The 19,680-nt window shown below is 70.6% G+C and carries 14 protein-coding genes; 12 read left to right on the top strand and 2 right to left on the bottom strand.

Going from position 1 to position 19,680, the window contains the following annotated elements; all coding sequences use genetic code 11:
• The first annotated feature begins 282 nt into the window (after positions 1 to 282).
• The 5 genes from WME96_RS29085 (at position 283) to WME96_RS29105 (ending at position 6,413) form a co-directional block, all read left to right on the top strand.
• Positions 283 to 2,127, top strand: a complete 1,845-nt coding sequence (locus tag WME96_RS29085) for an AMP-dependent synthetase/ligase (protein ID WP_437284849.1) — start codon at positions 283 to 285, stop codon at positions 2,125 to 2,127.
• A 142-nt stretch (positions 2,128 to 2,269) separates the two neighbouring features.
• Positions 2,270 to 3,232 carry a prolyl aminopeptidase gene (pip, locus tag WME96_RS29090; RefSeq protein ID WP_437284850.1) on the top strand — a complete coding sequence of 321 codons (963 nt, stop codon included), beginning with the start codon at positions 2,270 to 2,272 and terminating at the stop codon, positions 3,230 to 3,232.
• An 833-nt stretch (positions 3,233 to 4,065) separates the two neighbouring features.
• The gene (locus tag WME96_RS29095) at positions 4,066 to 4,674 is read left to right on the top strand and encodes a hypothetical protein (protein ID WP_437284851.1); all 609 of its coding nucleotides are present in this window, start codon (positions 4,066 to 4,068) and stop codon (positions 4,672 to 4,674) included.
• Between the two features lie 110 nt (positions 4,675 to 4,784).
• A complete protein-coding gene (locus tag WME96_RS29100; protein WP_437284852.1) occupies positions 4,785 to 5,282 on the top strand; it encodes a hypothetical protein in 498 nt (165 codons plus the stop codon).
• Positions 5,283 to 5,912: 630 nt separating this feature from the next.
• Entirely contained in the window at positions 5,913 to 6,413 is a 501-nt protein-coding gene (locus WME96_RS29105; protein ID WP_437284853.1) for a host attachment protein, read from the top strand.
• Here the strand turns inward: WME96_RS29105 and WME96_RS29110 are convergent.
• Positions 6,379 to 7,878 carry an OmpP1/FadL family transporter gene (locus WME96_RS29110; protein WP_437284854.1) on the bottom strand — a complete coding sequence of 500 codons (1,500 nt, stop codon included), beginning with the start codon at positions 7,876 to 7,878 and terminating at the stop codon, positions 6,379 to 6,381. The genes WME96_RS29105 and WME96_RS29110 overlap by 35 nt on opposite strands.
• A 5-nt stretch (positions 7,879 to 7,883) precedes the next feature.
• Positions 7,884 to 11,657 carry a hypothetical protein gene (locus WME96_RS29115; protein WP_437284855.1) on the bottom strand — a complete coding sequence of 1,258 codons (3,774 nt, stop codon included), beginning with the start codon at positions 11,655 to 11,657 and terminating at the stop codon, positions 7,884 to 7,886.
• A 165-nt stretch (positions 11,658 to 11,822) separates the two neighbouring features.
• On the opposite strand from WME96_RS29115, the gene glmU reads away from it, so the two are divergent.
• From glmU to WME96_RS29150, 7 genes are all read left to right on the top strand, one after another.
• Positions 11,823 to 13,247, top strand: coding sequence for a bifunctional UDP-N-acetylglucosamine diphosphorylase/glucosamine-1-phosphate N-acetyltransferase GlmU (glmU, locus tag WME96_RS29120; protein ID WP_437284856.1), 1,425 nt, complete (start codon positions 11,823 to 11,825; stop codon positions 13,245 to 13,247).
• 321 nt (positions 13,248 to 13,568) lie between these two features.
• The gene (locus WME96_RS29125) at positions 13,569 to 16,484 is read left to right on the top strand and encodes a monovalent cation/H+ antiporter subunit A (RefSeq protein ID WP_437284857.1); all 2,916 of its coding nucleotides are present in this window, start codon (positions 13,569 to 13,571) and stop codon (positions 16,482 to 16,484) included.
• On the top strand, positions 16,485 to 16,829 hold the full coding sequence (locus WME96_RS29130; RefSeq protein ID WP_061620654.1) for a Na+/H+ antiporter subunit C: 345 nt from the start codon (positions 16,485 to 16,487) through the stop codon (positions 16,827 to 16,829).
• Positions 16,826 to 18,484: a monovalent cation/H+ antiporter subunit D gene (locus WME96_RS29135; RefSeq protein ID WP_437284858.1), complete on the top strand. Its 1,659-nt coding sequence runs from the start codon at positions 16,826 to 16,828 to the stop codon at positions 18,482 to 18,484. Before WME96_RS29130 ends, WME96_RS29135 begins: the two co-directional genes overlap by 4 nt.
• Positions 18,481 to 18,978, top strand: coding sequence for a Na+/H+ antiporter subunit E (locus WME96_RS29140; RefSeq protein ID WP_437284859.1), 498 nt, complete (start codon positions 18,481 to 18,483; stop codon positions 18,976 to 18,978). The genes WME96_RS29135 and WME96_RS29140 overlap by 4 nt, the downstream gene beginning before the upstream one ends.
• On the top strand, positions 18,975 to 19,253 hold the full coding sequence (locus WME96_RS29145; protein WP_433927343.1) for a K+/H+ antiporter subunit F: 279 nt from the start codon (positions 18,975 to 18,977) through the stop codon (positions 19,251 to 19,253). The genes WME96_RS29140 and WME96_RS29145 overlap by 4 nt, the downstream gene beginning before the upstream one ends.
• The gene (locus WME96_RS29150) at positions 19,250 to 19,603 is read left to right on the top strand and encodes a Na+/H+ antiporter subunit G (protein WP_437284860.1); all 354 of its coding nucleotides are present in this window, start codon (positions 19,250 to 19,252) and stop codon (positions 19,601 to 19,603) included. The genes WME96_RS29145 and WME96_RS29150 overlap by 4 nt, the downstream gene beginning before the upstream one ends.
• The last annotated feature ends 77 nt before the right edge of the window (positions 19,604 to 19,680 follow it).

A 19,680-nucleotide genomic window follows, 5' to 3' on the forward strand; every position in this document is an offset into this window, starting at 1 on the left:
CTAACAGAAGGTTCCCGGGGCCGCCACCTCGCCCGCCGCGCGCCGGGAGGGCCCGCGCCGCGCGCGCGGCGCCTAGCCGCCCGGCCCCGGCCCCGCCCGGCGCAGGAGGCGGCGCACCGCCGGGCCAGTTCGTCCAGCCTCCACGCCCTCCACGCGACGACACCCGCGCACCGCGCCGCGAGCCGATACCCGCGCCGCGAGCCGATACCCGCGCCGCGAGCCGATAAAAACGCGCAGGTCCGTCGCGGTGCCATGGTAACAATCGATGTGGGAGGAGATCCGATGGCCAAGCTGGAGAACCTGGTACAACTGCTCGACCGCTCACTGAACCTCTACGGTCCGCGGCCGCTGTTCGGCACGAAGGCGGACGGCCGCTGGAGCTGGATCACCTATGCGGAGTTCGGGCATCTCGTCGCCAGGTTTCGCGGCGGCCTTGCGTCGCTCGGCGTCCAGCGCGGGGACCGCGTGGCCCTCATCTCGAACAACCGTGTCGAGTGGGCGGTCGCGGCCTACGCCTGTTTCAGCATGGGAGTCGCGGTCGTGCCGATGTACGAGGCGCAGCTCCCGGCCGAGTGGGCGTTCATCATCAACGACTGCGAGGCCGTGGGCGCGATCGTCGCCACGCCGCAGATCTACGAGAAGTGCAGGGATCTCCCCGAGAAGGCGCCCTCGCTGAAGCACATCGTCTGTCTCTTCGAGCCGAAGGAGCCGGGCGGCGCGCCCGGCGCACAGAGCATCTCGTACGGGGCGCTGCTCGCCGCGGGCGAGAAGAGCCCGGCCCCGGCCATCGAGCCGACCGCCGCGGACACGGCGTGCCTCATCTACACCTCGGGCACGACCGGCAACCCCAAGGGGGTGATCCTCTCGCACGGCAACATCGCGTCGAACGTCTGCGCGGTGCTCGATCTCATCCCGTTCGGCAGCGCCGACCGGAGCCTGTCGTTCCTCCCGTGGGCGCACTCGTTCGGCCATACAGGCGAGCTCCACGTGATGGTCACGGTGGGCGGGTCGATGGCGCTGAGCGAGTCGGTCGACAAGATCGTCGCGAACCTCGCCGAGGTCCACCCCACCGTGCTGATGAGCGTCCCGCGCATCTTCTGCCGCATCTACGAGGGCGTGCAGAAGCAGATGACGGAGAAGCCCGCGCTCATCCAGGGCCTGTTCCGCGCCGGGCTGCGCGCCGCGGCGAAGCAGAACAAGGGCGAGGCGCTCGGCCTCGTCGAGCGGCTCACGCTCGCGGCGGCGGACCGGGTCATCTTCTCGAAGATCCGCGACAAGTTCGGCGGCAAGCTGAAATATGCGATCAGCGGCGGGGCGGCGCTCTCCTACGAGGTGGCCGAGTTCGTCGACGCGCTCGGCATCACCGTCTACGAGGGATACGGCCTCACCGAGACGTCGCCCGTCGTCGCGGTGAACTACCCGGGAGCCCGCCGCCTCGGCACCGTGGGCAAGCCGATCCCGGGCGTGAGGGTCGAGATCGACAGGTCGGAGACGCATGATTCGACGCACGATTCGCGACAGGGCGAGATCGTGGTGTATGGCCCGAACGTGATGGTGGGCTATCACAGGCGCGACGAGGAGAACAAGGCCGTCATGACGGAGGACGGCGGCTTCCGCACCGGCGATCTCGGCTACCTCGACGAGGAGGGCTATCTCCACGTCACGGGCCGCATCAAGGAGCAGTACAAGCTGGAGAACGGCAAGTACGTCGCGCCGTCGCCGATCGAGGACAAGCTCAAGCTGTCTCCGCTGATCAACAACGCGATGGTGTACGGCGACAACCGCCTCTTCAACGTGGCGCTGATCGTGCCCGAGCTGACGGCGCTCGCCGAGTGGGCGCGGGGCGAGGGGCTCACGTTCGACTCGCCCGGCGCGATGCTGAAGCACCCGCGGGTGATCGCGCGCGTCCAGGCGGAGGTCGACAGGTGCTCGTCGGACGCGAAGGGGTTCGAGAAGGTCAAGAAGATCGCCCTCACCGACGAGGACTTCACCGCGGAGAACGGGATGCTCACGCCGACCCTGAAGCTGAAGCGGCGCGTGGTGCTCCAGAAGTACGCTCCCGTGCTCGACGCGCTCTACAGCGGCGCGACCAGGGCCGAGCCGCGCGAGGCCGCGCCGCCCGGCTGAGCGCCCCGCCGGGCGGCTCCGCACCCCGCCGGGCGGCTCCGCGCCCCGCCGCCCCGCCCTTCCCCTCGCGGCGCACATTGGCGTACGCTGGGCGCACCCTGGCGCCATCCGGGCGCCGGTCGACGGACGGGAGCGGGGCGGCATGACCATGACAGGCACGCAGAGGCGGACGCTGTATCCCGAGATCGAACCGTACCGCGCCGGCAGGCTCCGCGTCTCCGACGTGCACGAGATCTATTTCGAGGAGTCGGGCAATCCGCGCGGCAAGCCGGTGATCTTCGTGCACGGCGGCCCCGGGGGCGGCACGGAGCCCAAGCAGCGGCGCTTCTTCGACCCGGCCGCCTACCGGATCGTGCTCTTCGATCAGCGGGGCTGCGGCAAGAGCACGCCGTACGCGTGCCTGGAGGAGAACAGCACCTGGCACCTCGTCGCGGACATGGAGGCGCTCCGCGAGCACCTCGGCATCGAGCGGTGGCAGGTGTTCGGCGGCTCGTGGGGGAGCACGCTGTCGCTGGCCTACGCCGAGCGGCACCCGGCGCGCGTGACCGAGCTCGTGCTGCGCGGGATCTTCCTCCTGCGGAAGCAGGAGCTCGACTGGTTCTATCAGCGGGGCGCGAGCGCGCTCTTCCCGGACGCGTGGGAGGAGTACCTCACGTTCATCCCCGAGGCCGAGCGGGGCGACCTGCTCACCGCGTATCACCGGCGGCTCACGAGCCCCGACCCCGAGGTGCAGCAGCGGGCGGCGCGCGCGTGGAGCGTCTGGGAGGGGCGGACGAGCTGCCTGTTCACGAACCCCGAGCTCGTCGCGAAGACAGCGGGGAACGACTTCGCGCTCGCGTTCGCCCGGATCGAGTGCCACTACTTCATGAACAAGGGGTTCTTCACCACAGAGACGCAGCTCCTCGACGACGTGCACCGGATCCGCCATATCCCCACCGTCATCGTGCAGGGCCGTTATGATGTGGTCTGTCCGGCGGAGAGCGCGTGGGCGCTCCACCGTGCGTTCCCCGAGGCCGATCTGCGCATCGTGGCGGACGCGGGGCACTCGGCGATGGAACCGGGCATCCTGCACGAGCTGGTCGAGGCGACCGACCGGTTCCGCTGACGAGCGGCCGGCCGCCCCTCTGCTCGGTCGAGCGCGCGCAGGCGAGCGCGCGCAGGCGAGCGCGCGCAGGCGAGCGCGCGCAGGCGAGCGTGCGGTACGATCGCCGCATGAGCACCGGAGCGCCCTTCCTGCGAGCCGCCTTCGTCCGCGTCCCCGGCCAGCGCGATCGCATTTAGGTGCATCGCCGCGACGGGACCGAGACCTCCTGGGTCCGTGCGCGTGCTCGGCGCGAGGCGCCGGAGCCGCTGGCTCGTCGATGGCGTGATGGCACGCCCGCTCGTAGCGGTGCCACGTGGCACGTGCCAGCCGAGCGGTGCCACGTGGCACGTGCCAGCCGACCGTAGTGAGCATGAGATGTCACGCCCCGCACCGTGGCATGTCACGCCGTACGGCCCTCGCCTCTCTGCAATTTCTCGCCGGAACGAGCCCGAGACCACGTGCCAGGTGGTGGCCCGGAGCTTGCATTTGCTCTATTCGTCTGGACGGTTCTTCTCCATGGCAACGTAAGACAGGAATCGTCCGGACATGAAGGCTGGAGCTGAGCGGCTGCGCCGCCGCGATGCACACCGGCTCTCATGGGTCGTCCCGGCATCGACGGCCGGGCTTCATCACGTCCCGTGCACCTGGCGGCCGGGCGCCGAGGAAGCTGCGCTGTACGGCCAGAGGAGGATGGGACAGGAGCAACACAGATCGCTCACCGGGCTGTGGAGGCGAGTGAGTGGTCGAGGCTTGTAACACGGCCAGCGGCGGTGATCCGCCGCCGGGGAACCGCCCCGGCGCCCGGATCTGGAGCGCCAGCGGGCCTCTCGAGGCATGCAATGTCGTGGTTGCGAATGGCATCGGTTGCGTTGGTGGGGGCGGCGGCGGGCATCGCTGCCGCCGTCGTGGCCGGCAAGAACGAGCTCCCGAGCGCCCCGGAGCCGGTGGCGGACGTCGCGCGAGCGCCGGCGAGCGAGCCGGATCGCGGCCGTCGGCCCCGGACCGACGAAGCCATGACGAGCGCGCGGCTCGCTCGCCTGGAGGAGGAGCTCGCGGAGCTGCGGGGGCAAGAGGCGCCCCAACCACAAGATAGCTCCACGGATCAAGCCGTGGATGACGAGGCCGAGAGTGCTCGCGTTCAAGAGAGGTTCGCCACGGCGCTCCAGGACTTCGAGCGGGCACAGGTGGACCCGACCTGGGCGCCGCAGGCCTCCAAATCGCTGCGGACCGACCTGGGCGCGCTCTCCGAGCGGCTCGGCTTCGACCTCGAAGACGTCGAGTGCAAGGACCGGCGGTGCGTGGCCCAGCTCCGATGGGCGACGCACCAGAAAGCAACCCAGCAGTTCGCCGCAGTTGCACATTCCAAATATTCAGTCAACTGCGCCATCGATATCGTGTTGAAGAGACCAGACGGCGAAGCGGCCAATGTCGCAAATCCCGTCATATTCTCCAACTGTCAATAAACTTCCTTCGTCGCAACAGGCACTGTGGACCCGTTGATTCGCGGCATCGCATGGCGCGCTGCCTTGCATGGGCACTCCGTGCGCGTTCGCGGCGAAGAACGTGAGGTAGCATGAAAATCAGTCCCACTCTGGTCGCCTCGTTCGTGGTCGGGTTCATCGTCGCGTCGGGAACCTTCAGCAGCGCGGCCAGCAAGATAAGAAGATACCATCATTTCGATTGCCACGCTTATGGCGCTGGACAGGTTTGTACACATGTGAGCTCGGAGGACTTCACAGCAACCGAAGCTCACGAGGTACAGGTCAACACCCACTTCGTGGGCCAAGTCGACCTCCCCTATACTTGGCCGTACGCGAAGGTATGCGTGCTGTTTCAGTCGATCGAAGGTTCGGCTGGCATCTCGTGCGGGGTCGAGGTGAGAGATACTCCCCCCGTTCCCTACCTGCACTGGATTGACTACATGTCACGGATCACGCTTCGCTACGACCAGCCCAGCGGGAATGAGCTCGCGCCATGGCACGATAACCCTGCCGGCTATCCGTATATCTATTATTATCCCGGAGAGAATGACGAGGGCTGGCTGGCTGGTTTCAAGGTGCTCAAGGATTGACGGCGCGTCGCCCCCCGAGCTCCCCGATCGGCTCGTCCTCGCCGGCTGAGGCGCGGAGCCGCCGAGGAGCTCGGCGGTCCTCGCCAGATCCCTCGCGCGTCTCCGCATCTGTCCTACCCGGGCGCCCGGTCAACCCGTGCTCGCCCCTCCGGTGCTGGCGGCCAGGCCGAGCAGCGGACCGATCGCCGGAACGACCCGGGCCGCCTCCTCGTCCCCAAGCGCGACGGCGTGGGTGAGCCTCTCAGACAGCGACGCGATCACGGCGGTCCGTGGCGACGGGCCAGCCGTCGCGAGGTCACCAGGTCCGGGGCCCTGCGGTTGAGCCCGCGTCGGGGCCATGGCCTCGAAGGGTGCGATCGGTCGTCACGTCTCCAGATACCGAGCCGCCTGCTGCGGCCTTGGCTCGTACACCGAGAACCGTATTTCGCGCTCAACAACTTCCTGAGCCGCTCTCGCCCTCCCCCGTTCTCCTCGAATTCATGCATATGGAGGAGGATGAGCCTGCTCGATCCTGCGCCCTTGCGTGCAATCCGGTCGAATCTCGTCGGTTTGGGCTCTCTGGCCGCTTGCGCTGGGGGGGGTCGGTCTTTAACGTAGACAAAGGGAAGGGTTGATTCCCTGTGGAGGCTTATGGCAAACAAGGCAGCACGGAAGACGTGGATCCTGGTCTCCGACGCAAGCCGCGCCCAGCTCTATCGTGAAGAGCCTGCGGGCAAGGGCTTCACCCTGCTCGAGTCCTACACTCATGACGAGAGCCGGGCGCGCGTGCGGGATCTGATGGCCGACGCGCACGGCCGGAAGCCGAACGGCACCCCGGGCGGGAACGGCAACATCAGCGGCGGCGGGGGTGGCACGTATCTGGGCCGTCCGGGCGCCGCGCCCGACACCGATCCCAAGGAGGTCGAGAAGCAGAAGTTCGCCCAGGAGCTCGCGGAGGTGCTGGAGAAGGGCCTGAACGAGCACGCCTACGAGTCGCTGGTGCTCATCGCTCCACCGCACTTCCTCGGCCTGCTCCGCGGGACGGTGAGCAAGCAGGTCAGCAACCACATTGAGTCGAGCGTGGACAAGGACCTGAGCTGGCTGGACGGCCCCCGGCTCACCGAGCGGCTGCGCGAGCTGCGCGCGGAGTAGCGCTGTCCTCCGGCGCCGCCTCGAACGTGTAGGCGACGCCGAGCCCCACGACGTTCGCGCGGGCGCTGTAGGCGCCGCCGTTGATGGTGTTCGGGTGCTCCGGCGGGTTGGCCCGCACCGGGCTCACCTGCGGCACCCGCGCGTCCGCCGGATCCACCTTCACGCCCGCGGCGAACACGTGCGCGTAGCTCGCGTCGAGCCGCCACCGGCCGAGGTGCACGCCGAGGCCAGCCGCGGCGGTCACCTTCGTCGCGTCGATCGTGAGGACCGTGAGGTACTCGGGCGGGACGGCGGTCTGCTCGAAGCTCGCGCCGGCGCGCAGATCCCACCGCCTGCCCGCGAGCTCGACCGAGTACTCGCCGCCGAGCCGCGCGGAGAACGAGGCCTCGAAGCGCCGGGGGAACTCGACCGCAGGTACTCGAAATTCCTCAGGAAAACCGACGACGTCGCGGAGCACCAGGCCGTCGGGCTCGACGAGGATGTCGTCGTGCATGCCCCAGCCCTCGACGCCCAGCCCGAGCTCCACGCGCAGGTCGTCCTCGACCCGCGCCTCGACGCCGGCGCGGAGGATCCAGGGCAGGTCGAACGAGACGTCGGCGTCCTCGCCCTCCTGGACGGCGCGCTCGAAGAACGGCGCCGCGGGGAGCCGCGCCCGGACGGTGGCCGGCGCGCGCACCCAGACGGGGAGCTGGAAGGCCAGGCCGACGCGCCACGCCCGGCTCGGGACGAAGAGCGCCCCGAGCTGGCCCGTCGGCGCCACGATCGGCCCGACCGAGAGCTCCGAGTGGATGTCCCACTCCGGGTCCTCGGGCGCGCAGAACATCCGCTCGGGGACGCACCCGGAGACGACCATCCGGCTGTTGAACGTGCCCACCACCGCGCCGATCGAGGCGCCGAGGCGCCACGTCGGCGACGGCGCGTACGACGCGCCGACCCCGAGCAAGGCGAGCAGCGAGCCATCCATCGTGAACAGCGCATAACGCTGCGGCGCCGGCATGCCGTTCACCTGCTCCGGGTAGCTGGCGATGGCCGCGTACGGCGCCCACACCCCGCCCCAGACGACCCATTGCGGGTCGACCTTGAACGACGCCGCGAGCGTGGGGATCGGCAGCACCGGCGCGGTGCCGGTCACGGGGGCCATCGTCTGCACGAAGCTCGCGCCCGTCGGCTCGCCGGTGTTCGGATCGACCTGGCGCACGATCGCCTGGCGCGTGTACTGGCTGCGCCACTCGAAGAGCCCGGCGTCGATCAGGATCTGGGTGCCGGCCTCGTAGACGCCCGCGGGGTTGTAGGCGATCGCCCCGAGGTCGTCGCCCCCGGCGATGTACGCCCCGCCGCGGGACGACGGGCGCACGCCGCGATCGGTGAAATAGAGCCCGGCCGCGCCCGCGTCCCCCGCGGGCACGGCGAGCGCCCCGGCGGCGGCCGCCGCGAGGATCGCCGCGCGGATCATGAGCTTCTGCACGGGGATCACTCGTGAGGTCGATTCTTGATGATGGCGTAGATCTGCTCGAGCCCGCGGGTCTCATCGAGCAGGAAATCCCGCGTCGAGAGGAACACCTGCCGGTAGTCCTCCGCCGAGAGCGGCGCGGCGCTCTCGGCGTCGAAGCGGTTCACGTCGGCGATCGCGTCCAGGAACACCTGGACCGGCGCGCGGCCGTCCGCCATCGGCGCCACCAGCGCCGGGAGAATGTGATCCATCGCGTGGTATCTGTCGTACCGATCGTCGTTGAGCGCCTTGAGCGCCTCGAGCCCGGCGTCGGCCGCGCCCGGCCCCTCGGCGTCCCCCGCGGGGCTCAGCGCCACGGCCGCCGTCCTGAGGAGCGGCGCGAGCACGTCGTCGTTGGCGAGGATCTGCGCCCCGTCCACCACCGTCGCGAGCAGCGCCGGGAACGCGTCCCCGTCCGCGTCGAGCATCGCGGAGAGGAACCGCTCGACCTCCCGCCGCGCCGGCTCGTGGGCGCGGATCGACTCCATGACATCGGCGAGGCCCGCGAAGAGCGGGTGGCTCACCAGGTCGACGACCTTGGCGCCGAGCTCCTTCTGCGCCCAGGCGCACCGCCCGGTGGTCTCGCGATCCGGGCACCGCGCGTTGAGCTGCTCGCGGAGCGCGCGCAGGACCACGGCGCCCATCTGCGGGAGCGCGCGGTTCTTGAACCGCGCCTCCGGCCCCGACCCCTCGACCGCGAGCAGCGCGTCGATGAGCTCGTCCGTGGCGCGCTTCCACTGCCCCTTTCGCTCCGCGGCGTCGGGCGCGCTGCTCTCCTCGAAGCGGGCGTCGATGCGGTTCAGGGCGTCGGCGAGGAGGGTGAACCCGGTGAGCTGCTCCTGGGTCCGGCCGTCGGCCCACGTGGCCGTCTTCTTCCCCCACCGGTCGACCATGCCCACGCTGGCCGCGTGGTCGGCGCTGAAGAGGATCCGCGCGAGCTTCTCGATCGCCTGCGCCTTCGTCCAGGCCTGGCCGGCCCTCGGGCCGCGCTGCACCGTCACCGGGGCCGACGGGTCGGTCGCCATCTTCGCGAACGCGACCGACGACGCGAGGACGTCCTCGGCCCGGAGCACGTCGGCGAGGAGCGGCTCGTACGAGTTGGCCCCTGCCTCCGAGCAGTACGCGGTGTTGGTCGCCGGCGAGCCCGCCTTGATGCACTCGGGCCCGTGCTCCTTGCCCGGCCAGTGGCGGTACGCCGTGCTGAAGAGATCGATGAGGATCGCCTCGCCCGTCGTGTCCGGGCCGACCTCGGCGAACGCCTGCACGATGGGGCTCAGGTACGCGCCGAGCCCGAGCCGCTCGATCAGGAAGGTCGTCCCCGGGTGGCGCACCCGGATCAGGTTCTCCGGGGTGCTGCACTCGTTCACGCCGAGCGCGTTCCTCGGGCAGTGGATCGTCCCGGCCGGCTCGAGCGACCCGGAGATGAACTGGTTGGTCGTCTCGTTCGCCAGGTCCCGCAGCGGATCGAGGTCGCGCAGGCCCGGGTACCGCTCCGAGTCGGCGCCGAAGTAGATGAGCCGGCTGAGCGCGGCCGACGTCGGGTGGCCCGTGAGCCCGGTGATGCCGCTCGCCGACTCGAGGATGGAGTCGGTCACGAGGAGCGCGAGGGCCGAGGGCTTCACCTCGAGCTCGGCCCGCTTCGGGTGCCCCTCCGGGAGCAGCGAGTCGAGGTAGAAGGCCGCCAGGTCGTCGATCTGGAACAGCTCGCACTCGGTGAACTCGACGAAGGGCACCGTGAGGCCGAAGACGGTCACGACCGCGCCTTCCTTGTTGCACTGCCGGACGCCGGCGGTGTCGTGCATGAGGTGCATCAGCCGCTCCATGTTGGAGCGGTTGTCGCCGGCCCTGGGCTTCGTCGGGTCGACCGGGGTCCGCGGGTCGGCCGTCGACGGCGCCCCGACGGAGAGGTTGATGGCCGGGCCGTTCAGGTTGCTCGGGTTGTACGCGTACTGGTCGCGGGTCGTGAGCATCGCCGCGACCGCATCACCGGCGTGCCGCGCGCCGCCGTGCTGGGCGAGGAGCGCGTCGCTCGCGAGCGCCTCGAGCAGGCGCGCCACGAGCCCCGGCTGCTCGACGGCCCTGCCGAGCACCGCCGCCAGCTCGTCCCCGAGCGGCGCCTCGTCGGCGATCTCCGCGACCGGCTCCTTGCCCTCGGCCGCGAGCCGGTCGTGCTCGCGGGCGAGATCGCGGATGCGCAGCGCCGCGCCGGTCATGCGGGCGAGCTCCGCCTCGTGGTTCTCCAGCAGATCGATCAGCGTGACGAGGAGGGCGTCCGAGTCCCGGTCCGCGAGCACCTGGCCGACCGCGTGCGCCAGGTCGGCGAGCGGCGAGTCCTCCCCGCGGAAGCGGCGGTACCGGAGACAGCCGTCGCACGTCGCGTCCGGCGGCAGGACCTTCCCGCGCGCGGGATCGTACCGGGCCTCCTCGCGGTCGCCGAAGAGCAGGTACGAGCCGGCGAGGGCGTACATGAGCCCCTCGTGCTCGGTCTTCCACGGCGCGGGGTCCCCGTCGCCCGCGTAGCGGGTCGCGTCGAGGAGCGGCGCGATCGAGCGCAGCGCCGCGGCGGCGAGCGTGCGGGACGTGTCGATGTACGCGTAGCGCTCCGGCGACGGCCGCCCGAACCGGTCCGGCTCCTGCGACGGGGCGACGCCGGGGACCGCGAACGGCGGGTCGAGCGGGAGCGGCGTCCCGGCCGCGTCGACGAAGCGGCCGAACGCGTCGACGTCGGCGAGGCCGTCGCCGTCCTCGTCGGCGAACGGCGCGGGGACGCCCTCCCCCGCGGGCAGCGCGAAGCCGCGCCGGTCGCGGCGCGCGACGTAGCGCGGCGGCGCCGCGTCGCGCTCGGCGAACCGCGGGTGCTCGGCCAGCGCGACGGCGCCCGCGAGCTCGACCAGGGTGCGCGGCCGGCTCGGCTGCGCGGTGGCCTCGTCGATCGCGAGGGGCTCCTCGCGCGAGGTCGTCGGCTCCATCGCGAGCAGCTCGCCCTTGCCGGCGGCGAGGAGCGCCTGGAGGGCCGCCTCCCCCGCCCCGCCGGGGCCGAGGACGTCGAGCGACGCCCGCGTCATCGCGCGGAGCTCCGGGTACTCGAGCGCCGCCCGCGCCGCGCCGAGCGCCACGCCGGCCGGCCGGTAGCCCTTCCGCTCCCCGATCTGCGCGAGCTTGCCCGAGGCCTCCTCGCTGCCGGCGAACGCCGCGGCGAGCCGCCCGATCCCCCGCGTCGACTCGGGCAGCACCGGGGGCGCCCCCGCCTCGAACGGGTTCGTCTCGTAGAGCGGCGCGATCGTCTGCGACAGGCTCAGGAAGGCGTCGTGCAGCCGGATCTTCCCGCCCCCCTCCCCGGCCGCGACGTTGTCGATCTCGACGTCGGGCACCGCGGCGTTGACGGCGCGCACGAGGTCGCCGCGCCACCGCGCCATCGCCTCGACCTTCGCCACGCCGAGCCGGCGCGCCCGCTCCGCCTTCTCGCCGGAGACGGGCGGCAGCAGCGCCACGTCGACGCTGTCCTCGTAGCGGCCCTCGCTGTCGTAGTGGCAGACGCGCTGGTACGAGGCGCCTGTGTGGTCCTCGTTCAGGCTCGACGCGCCCACGCGGTCGCAGAGCACGCCGAAGACGTCGTCGCCGAGCGTCGCCTTGGGGGGCGCTACCCGCCGGGTGTCGAGCGGCTCGTGACACGAGGCCGCCACCGCCCCGGCCGCGGCGAGCGCAACCAGCCGAAACACCTCCGCGGCCGAGGAACGCAGCGTGCGCCTGCGCATGACGACAACCTCCCCAAGACACCTCCAGGGTAGACGATTCCGCTCCAGGTGGTAGGCCCTTCGTGCTCGCGCGGGTGGGCGGGACCGTGACGCGGCGCGCATTCTCCACGCTCACTGCACGGCGGCGGGGACGGCGGCGGGCCTGACGGTGGTAGGCTGCGGGCGATGGCGACCGCCCAACAAGCCCCGTTCACCGCTGTCGTACTCGCCGCCGGCCAAGGCACCCGCATGAAGAGCGCCCGACCGAAGGTGCTCCACGAGCTCTGCGGCCGGCCGATGCTCCACTACGTCGTCGACGCGGCCATCGCCGCCGGCGCCTCGGACGTCGTGGTCGTCGTCGGCCACGGCCGCGACGAGGTCTCCGCCACCCTCGACAAGGCGTTCGGCGCCCGGGGGAAGGCCGTCCGCACGGCGCTCCAGCCCGAGCAGCGCGGCACCGGCGACGCGGTGCGCTGCGCCATGCCGCAGATCGAGGCGAGCACCGAGGCGGTGCTGATCCTCTGCGGCGACACGCCGCTGCTCGATCCGTGGCAGCTCACGCAGCTCCGCGAGGCGCTCGACGGCGCCCCCGACGCGCCGATCGCGATGCTCACCGCGCGGGTCGCCGACCCCACGGGCTACGGCCGGATCCTGCGCGACGGCGCCGGCCGCGTGATCGGCATCCGCGAGCACAAGGACGCGAGCCCCGAGGAGCGCGCGATCGCCGAGGTGAACCCCGGCGTCTACCTCGCCCGCAGCGCCTTCCTCGGGCGCGCGCTCGCCGGGCTGACGACCGACAACGCCCAGGGCGAGCTCTACCTGACCGACATCGTCGCGCAGGCGGCGAAGGCCGGCGGCACCGCGGCGGTCGTGGCCAGGGACGTCGGCTCGCTCGTGGGCATCAACGATCGCGCGCAGCTCGCCGCGGCCGAGGAGGTGCTCTACGGCCGCATCGCCGACGCGCTGCGCCGGAGCGGCGTCACGATCAGGACGAGCGCCCGTATCGACGCGGGCGTGGTCGTCGAGCCGGACGCGGTCATCGAGCACGCCGTGGTGCTGCGGGGCCAGACGCGCGTCGGCGCGGGCGCGCGCATCGACGTGGGCTCGGTCCTCACGGACGTTGTCGTCGAGGCCGGCGCCTCCGTGAAGCCGTACACGGTCGCCTCGCAGTCGTCGATCGGCGCCGGCGCGCAGATCGGGCCGTTCTCGCACCTCCGTCCGGACAGCCAGATCGAGGCCGACGCGCACATCGGCAACTTCGTCGAGACGAAGAAGACGGTGGTCCGCAAGGGCGCGAAGGCGAACCACCTCGCCTACCTCGGCGACGGCGACATCGGCGAGGGCGCAAACGTCGGCGCCGGGACGATCTTCTGCAACTACGACGGCTTCCGGAAGCACCGGACCGAGATCGGCCCCGGCGCCTTCATCGGCAGCGACTCGCAGATCGTCGCCCCGGTGAAGATCGGCGCGGGCGCCTACGTGGCGACGGGCACGACCGTGACCCGCGACGTGCCGGAGGAGGCGCTCGCGATCGGCCGGGTGAAGCAGGAGAACAAGGAAGGCTACGCCGCGCGGCTCAAGGCGCGGCTGAAGGACGCCGCGAAGAAGTAGCGGGCGTGGGTGCGCGACCTCCGGCCCCGGGGCCGACGAGGTCGCGCGGCATCCTGAGAACCGTGGGAACTCCTGTTCGAGCTCACGATATCTTCCGCTTGAGCGCTTTTGCCGGCGATCGGGTCCCGTCTCGTCACGACATCTCTTCGCGGCGCGACTCGCTGGCTCGGTCGTGACAGGCGCGCCTGATGTCGAACGAACCGCTCCGCGGAGCGGTTCGTTCGACGGGCACCTTGGCGCCGCCACGCAGTGTCGGAAACGCTGCGACCCCTCCCGCCTTTTGGCTGAAACCGGTGCGGTCAGCAAGTACACTCGCGCGCCATGCCGGTGGTCGCCCTGCTCCTGTTGCCGTTCCTCGGAAGCGTGCTCACCGCGCTCCTGCCGACGCGGGCGCGGTCCGAGCTGGCGGCTTGCGCAGGGCTCGTGTCGGCCGGCGCGGCGGCCTGGGTCATCAGCCTGTTCCCGCGGGTGCGCGACGGGGGCGTGATTCGCGAGACGATCTCGTGGGTGCCTTCGCTCGGTCTCGATCTGGTCCTCAGGATCGACGGGTTCGCGTGGATGTTCGCGGTGCTCATCACCGTCATCGGCGCCCTCGTCTGTCTGTACGCGCGCTACTACATGTCCCCCGAGGATCCGGTGGCGCGCCTGTACGCGTTCTTCCTCGCGTTCATGGGCGCGATGCTGGGCGTCGTGGTCTCGGGCAACCTCGTTCAGCTCGTCGTCTTCTGGGAGCTCACGAGCCTCGTTTCGTTCCTGCTCATCGGCTACTGGCATCACCGGGTGGACGCGCAGCGGGGAGCGCGCATGGCGCTCACCGTGACCGGCGCGGGCGGGCTCGCGCTCCTCGGCGGTGTGATCATCCTCGGCCACATCGTCGGCAGCTACGAGCTCGATGTGGCCCTCGCCTCGGGCGACCTCGTGCGGGCACACCCGCTCTACCCGGTCGCGCTCGCCCTCATCTTGCTTGGTGCGCTCACCAAGAGCGCTCAGTTTCCGTTTCACTTCTGGCTGCCGCGGGCGATGGCCGCGCCGACGCCGGTGTCCGCCTACCTGCACTCGGCGACCATGGTGAAGGCGGGCGTATTCCTGCTCGCGCGGCTCTGGCCGGTGCTCTCGGGGACCGAGCTGTGGTTCTGGATCGTCAGCGGCGCGGGCATGACGACGCTCCTGCTCGGCGCGTACATCGCGATGTTCCAGAACGATCTGAAGCGCGTGCTCGCCTACTCGACCATCAGCCACCTCGGCCTCATCACGCTCCTCTTCGGGCTCAACAGCTCGCTCGCCGCCGTCGCCGGCGTCTTCCACATCATGAACCACGCGACGTTCAAGGCCTCGCTGTTCATGGCCGCGGGCGTCGTCGACCACGAGACCGGGACGCGCGACATCCGTCGCTTGAATGGCCTGATTCGTTCCATGCCTCACACCGGCGCGCTGGCGCTCGTGGCGAGCGGCGCGATGGCCGGCGTGCCGCTGCTCAACGGCTTCCTGTCGAAGGAGATGTTCTTCGCCGAGACGGTGTTCTTGTCCGCGCACCGCTCGGTGGAAGTGGCGCTCCCGGTATTGGCGACGATCGCGGCGGTCTTCGCGGTCGTGTACTCGCTGCGCTTCGGCTACGACATCTTCTTCGGCCCCCCGTCGACCGATCTTCCTCGGCAGCCGGAAGAAGCCCCGCGGTGGATGCGGACGCCGATGGAGCTCCTGGTGCTCAGCTGCCTCATCGTCGGCGTCGCGCCCGCGATCTCCATCGGACCATCGCTCGCAGCCGCAGCCCGCCCGGTGGTCGGCGGGGCGCTCCCCGAGTACAGCCTCGCCGTATGGCACGGCTTCAACCCGCCTTTCATCATGAGCCTCGTCGCGATCTCGGGCGGCGTCGTCGGGTACCTCTGGTTGCGCAAGCACCAGGAGCAGGGGCGACTCCAGGATACGCCCTTCGTCGGACGGCTCAACGCAAGGCGGCTGTTCGAGAGCGCGCTGCTCGGGCTCACGCGCCTCTCGCGAAGGGCCCTCCGGCTCGTCGGAACTCGACGGCTCCAGACGCAGATGTTCGCGATCATCGCGGTCGCGCTCCTCCTCGCGCTCCTCGCGGCGCGCGGCGTCCCGCTGGAGTGGGGCGACCGGGACCGGCTCCCCGCGTCGCCTGCGTTCGTGCTCTTGTGGGTCATCGGCGCGGTCTGCGCGGTCGGCGCCGCCGTGATGGCGAAGTTCCACCGGCTGATCGCGATCACGTTGATGGGCGGCGCGGGCCTCGTCACCTGCCTGACGTTCATGTGGTTCTCGGCGCCCGACCTCGCCCTCACCCAGATCGTCGTGGAGGTCATCACCACCATCCTGCTCCTGCTCGGGCTGCGCTGGTTGCCGATGCGCATCGAAGGGATCTCGAGGCCTGTCAGGGCCCGCGACAGGGTGCGGCGCGCGCGCGATCTGCTGCTCGCGATCGGCGGCGGCAGCGGCCTCGCCGCGCTCTCCTATGCCATGCTGACCCGGCCGGCGCCGCACAGCATCTCACCGTTCTTCCTCGCCCGCGCGCTGCCGGAAGGAGGAGGCGCCAACGTCGTCAACGTCATGCTCGTCGACTTTCGTGCCTTCGACACGCTCGGCGAGATCACGGTCCTCGGCGCGGTCGCGCTCACGGTCTACGCCCTCCTGCGCCGCTTTCGGCCGCCCCCGGAGAGCATCGAGCAGCCCCAGCAACAGAGAGCCTTTCCGGCCGATGTCGTCACCGATCTCGTGAAGCCGCGCACGGCCGAGGACGCCGCGCGCGGATACATGATGGTGCCGGCGATCATCGCACGCCTGCTCCTGCCGGTCTCCGTCCTCGTCGCAGCGCACTTCCTCCTTCGTGGGCACAACGAGCCAGGCGGCGGCTTCGTGGCCGGACTCGTCGTCGCGATCGCGATGCTCATGCAGTACATGGTCTCGGGGGCGCTCTGGCTGGAGGCGCGCGCGCGCCTCCGTCCGGCGCGCTGGATCGCCGTTGGACTGCTGCTCGGGGCGACGACGGGCCTCGGCGCGCTCGCCGTCGGCTACCCCTTCCTCACGACGCACACCGCGCACGTCAGGCTGCCGCTGGTCGGCGAGGTCCACCTGCCGAGCGCCACCTTCTTCGACCTCGGCGTGTTTGCGGTCGTCGTGGGCGCGACGCTCCTCACCCTCACGGCGCTCGCTCACCAGTCGCTGCGTGCGCACCGGCGACCAGCACAGAGCCCGGCGTCGTCGACGAGCAAGGGCACGAGCTAGATGGAAGCCCTGCTCGCGCTCGTCATCGGTGTGCTCGGCGGATCCGGGATCTGGCTCGTGCTGCGCCCGCGGACCTTCCAGGTGATCATGGGGCTCACGTTGCTCTCTTACGCGGTGAACCTCTTCATCTTCAGCATGGGGAGCATCTTCATCGACAAGCCGCCGATCGTGCGACCTGGCGTGCCCGCCGATCTCCAGCACTACACGGATCCGATGCCGCAGTCCCTCGTGCTCACGGCCATCGTGATCGGGTTCGCGACAACGGCGCTCTTCCTCGTCGTGCTCCTCGCCTCGCGCGGCTTCAGCGGCACCGACCACGTGGATGGAACGCGGGAGGAGCCGTGACCGAGCGCTTCCCGCACCTCATCGTCGCGCCCGTCGTGCTGCCGCTGATGACGGCCGCCCTGCTGCTCCTGCTCGGCGAGAAGCGCAAGCGCGCCAAGTCGATCGCCAATATCGGCGCGGCCCTGGCAGGCCTCCTCGTGGCGCTGGAGATCATGCGCGGCGCCAACGCTGGCGGCTCGCCCGGCGCCGTCGGTGTGTATCTCATGTCGAACTGGGAGGCGCCTTTCGGGATCGTGCTCGTCGCGGACCGGCTCTCTGCGCTCATGCTGGTGCTGGTCGGCGTGGTGAGCCTCTGCGCTGCCGTGTACGCGGAGGCCGCGTGGGGCCGTGCAGGAGCGTACTTCCATGCGCTCTTCCAGGTTCAATTGATGGGGCTCAACGGCGCCTTTCTCACGGGAGACCTCTTCAACCTCTTCGTGTTCTTCGAGGTGATGCTCGCGGCCTCGTATGGCCTGCATCTTCATGGATCCGGGTGGCCGCGGGTGCGCTCGGGGCTCCACTACATCGCGGTCAACCTGCTCGCGTCGTCGCTCTTCCTCGTCGGCCTCGCGGTGCTCTACGGCGTCATGGGCACGCTCTCCATGGCCGACATCGCCGAGAAGCTCGCGCTCGTCCCGGCGCGCGATCGCGGGCTCTTGCATGCAGGCGCGGCGGTCCTCGCCGTGGCGTTCCTCATCAAGGCGGCGATCTGGCCCCTCAACGCCTGGCTGGTGCCCGCCTACTCGGCCACGAGCGCGCCTGTCGCGGCGCTCTTCGCGCTGATGACCAAGGTGGGTATCTACGTGCTCGTGCGCCTGTGGACGCTGTTCTTCTCCGCGGGCGCTTCAGCGCAGTTCGGGGGGACAGTCCTGCTCTACGCAGGGCTCGCGACCCTCGCCTTCGGCGCGATCGGCCTCATGGCCTCCACGTCCCTCGGGCGCATCGCGGGCTTCTCGGTGATCGTGTCGTCGGGGACGCTCCTCGCGTCGCTCGGGACGGGGACCCCCGCGGTCACGTCGGCGGCGCTGTTCTACATGCTGAGCGCCACGCTGGCGGTGAGCGCTCTCTTCCTCCTCGTCGAGCTGGTGGAGCGCATCGGCTCCGATGGAGAGCGGCGGGTGCCGGACCTCGATGTGGAGCCGGGCGAGGACACCAACCTCGATGACGAGGAGGCGCCGCTCGTCGCCCGAGCGTTCCCCGTGTCCCTCGCGTTGCTCGGCCTGGCGTTCATGGTCTGCGCGCTGCTCGTCGCAGGGCTGCCGCCGCTCTCAGGCTTCGTCGCGAAGGCCTCGTTGCTGACCGCCCTCCTGTCGCCCCGAGGGGGCGGCCACGCGAGCACCGGCGCCCCCGTCCCGTCCGCCGCGTGGCTCCTCTTCGGGCTGCTGCTCCTCTCGGGGCTCGCGGCCACCATCTCCCTCGCGAGGGCGGGCATTCGACACTTCTGGTCGAGGGGTGAGCGGCTCCCGCCCCGCTTGAAGGTCGTCGAGGCCGCCTCCGTCCTCGGACTCCTCCTCTGCTGCGTCTTGCTCACGCTGTTCGCTGAGCCGGTCCTACGCACCACGAGGGCGACAGCCGCCGGGTTGCACGCGCCGGAGGCGTACATCGAGGCCGTCCTGTCGATGAGGCCTCGTCCGGGACCGACGCGCGCCGTGATCGAAGCGGAGGGCGCACCGTGACCTTCCTCGAGAAGCTCGCGCCCGCGCCGCTCCTGTCCGCCGCGCTGTTCGCGTTGTGGCTGGCGCTCGCGCGCTCCACGAGCGTGGGCCAGATCGTCCTGGGGCTGGGGCTCGCGCTGGCGGTGCCGCTCCTCACCTCGACCCTGCGGCTGACGAACCCCCGGGTGCGGCGGCCGCTGGTCGTCGTGCGCTTCATCCTGAGGGTCGGCTACGACGTCCTGGTCTCGAATTTCGAGGTCGCCTGGGGCGTGGTCACCTGGCGATGGCGGCGACCGCAGTCGAAGTTCGTGATCGTGCCCCTCGATCTGCGTGACCCCCTCGGGCTGGCCGCGTTATCCATGGTGACGACCGTGGTCCCGGGCACGGTGTGGTCGGAGCTCGCGCTCGATCGCAGCGCGCTCCTGCTGCACGTGTGGGATGTCGGTGACGAAGGCGCCTTCGTCGCCCGCTTCAAGGCTCGCTACGAGGAGCCTCTCAGGGAGATCTTCGAATGAGCGCACTCCTGTCTGGCGCGATCGCCTTCGCGCTCGGCTGCTACGCCGTCGCGTCGGTCCTGGTGGTCATCAGGTTGATCCGGGGGCCGCGGGCGCAGGATCGCGTGTTCGCGCTCGACTTGCTCTACTTCCACGCGATGCTGGTCATGCTGGTGCTCGGCATCCGTCACCGGAGCGACACGTACTTCGAAGCCGCGCTGCTGATCGCGCTCTTCAGCTTCGTGAGCTCATCCGCGATGGCGAAGTTCATCCTGCGAGGCGAGGTGATCGAATGAACCAGCTCCCCCTCTGGGTCGAGGCGGTGGTCGCGGCGTTGCTCGTGCTGAGCGGCCTGTTCGTGGTCATCTCCGCGCTCGGGTTCCTGCGCCTGCCAGACTTCTTCCTGCGCATGCATCCCCCTGCGCTCGCGTACACCTTCGGCAGCTGGTGCGTGGCGCTGGCGGGCATCCTCTACTTCTCGATGATCGAGTCCCGGCCCGTGCTGCACCCGTGGCTCATCATCATCATGCTCTCCATCACGGTCCCTGTGACCACGCTGCTCCTGGCGCGCGTGGCGCTGTTCCGCCGCCGCGCCGCGGGAGCGGCCGACACGCCCCCTCCGCTCACGCTGCGCCGCGACTCCTGAGCGTCAGCGCCGCGGCGGTGCGCGCCGCCCGCGGAGCAGGAGCCGCGGAGCAGGAGCTCAGCTCAGACGATGAGGAC

It is taken from the genome of Sorangium sp. So ce406 (assembly GCF_051474675.1).
GTDB lineage: Bacteria > Myxococcota_A > Polyangia > Polyangiales > Polyangiaceae > Sorangium > Sorangium cellulosum_G.

Bases quoted from the DNA above. Each gene is read 5' to 3' on its own strand.
- WME96_RS29145 (WP_433927343.1), top strand. From the start codon at position 18,975: ATGAGCGCACTCCTGTCTGGCGCGATCGCCTTCGCGCTCGGCTGCTAC.
- WME96_RS29125 (WP_437284857.1), top strand. From the start codon at position 13,569: ATGCCGGTGGTCGCCCTGCTCCTGTTGCCGTTCCTCGGAAGCGTGCTC.
- pip (WP_437284850.1), top strand. From the start codon at position 2,270: ATGACCATGACAGGCACGCAGAGGCGGACGCTGTATCCCGAGATCGAA.
- WME96_RS29095 (WP_437284851.1), top strand. From the start codon at position 4,066: ATGGCATCGGTTGCGTTGGTGGGGGCGGCGGCGGGCATCGCTGCCGCC.
- WME96_RS29130 (WP_061620654.1), top strand. From the start codon at position 16,485: ATGGAAGCCCTGCTCGCGCTCGTCATCGGTGTGCTCGGCGGATCCGGG.
- WME96_RS29150 (WP_437284860.1), top strand. From the start codon at position 19,250: ATGAACCAGCTCCCCCTCTGGGTCGAGGCGGTGGTCGCGGCGTTGCTC.
- WME96_RS29115 (WP_437284855.1), bottom strand. From the start codon at position 11,657: ATGCGCAGGCGCACGCTGCGTTCCTCGGCCGCGGAGGTGTTTCGGCTG.
- WME96_RS29100 (WP_437284852.1), top strand. From the start codon at position 4,785: ATGAAAATCAGTCCCACTCTGGTCGCCTCGTTCGTGGTCGGGTTCATC.
- glmU (WP_437284856.1), top strand. From the start codon at position 11,823: ATGGCGACCGCCCAACAAGCCCCGTTCACCGCTGTCGTACTCGCCGCC.
- WME96_RS29105 (WP_437284853.1), top strand. From the start codon at position 5,913: ATGGCAAACAAGGCAGCACGGAAGACGTGGATCCTGGTCTCCGACGCA.
- WME96_RS29085 (WP_437284849.1), top strand. From the start codon at position 283: ATGGCCAAGCTGGAGAACCTGGTACAACTGCTCGACCGCTCACTGAAC.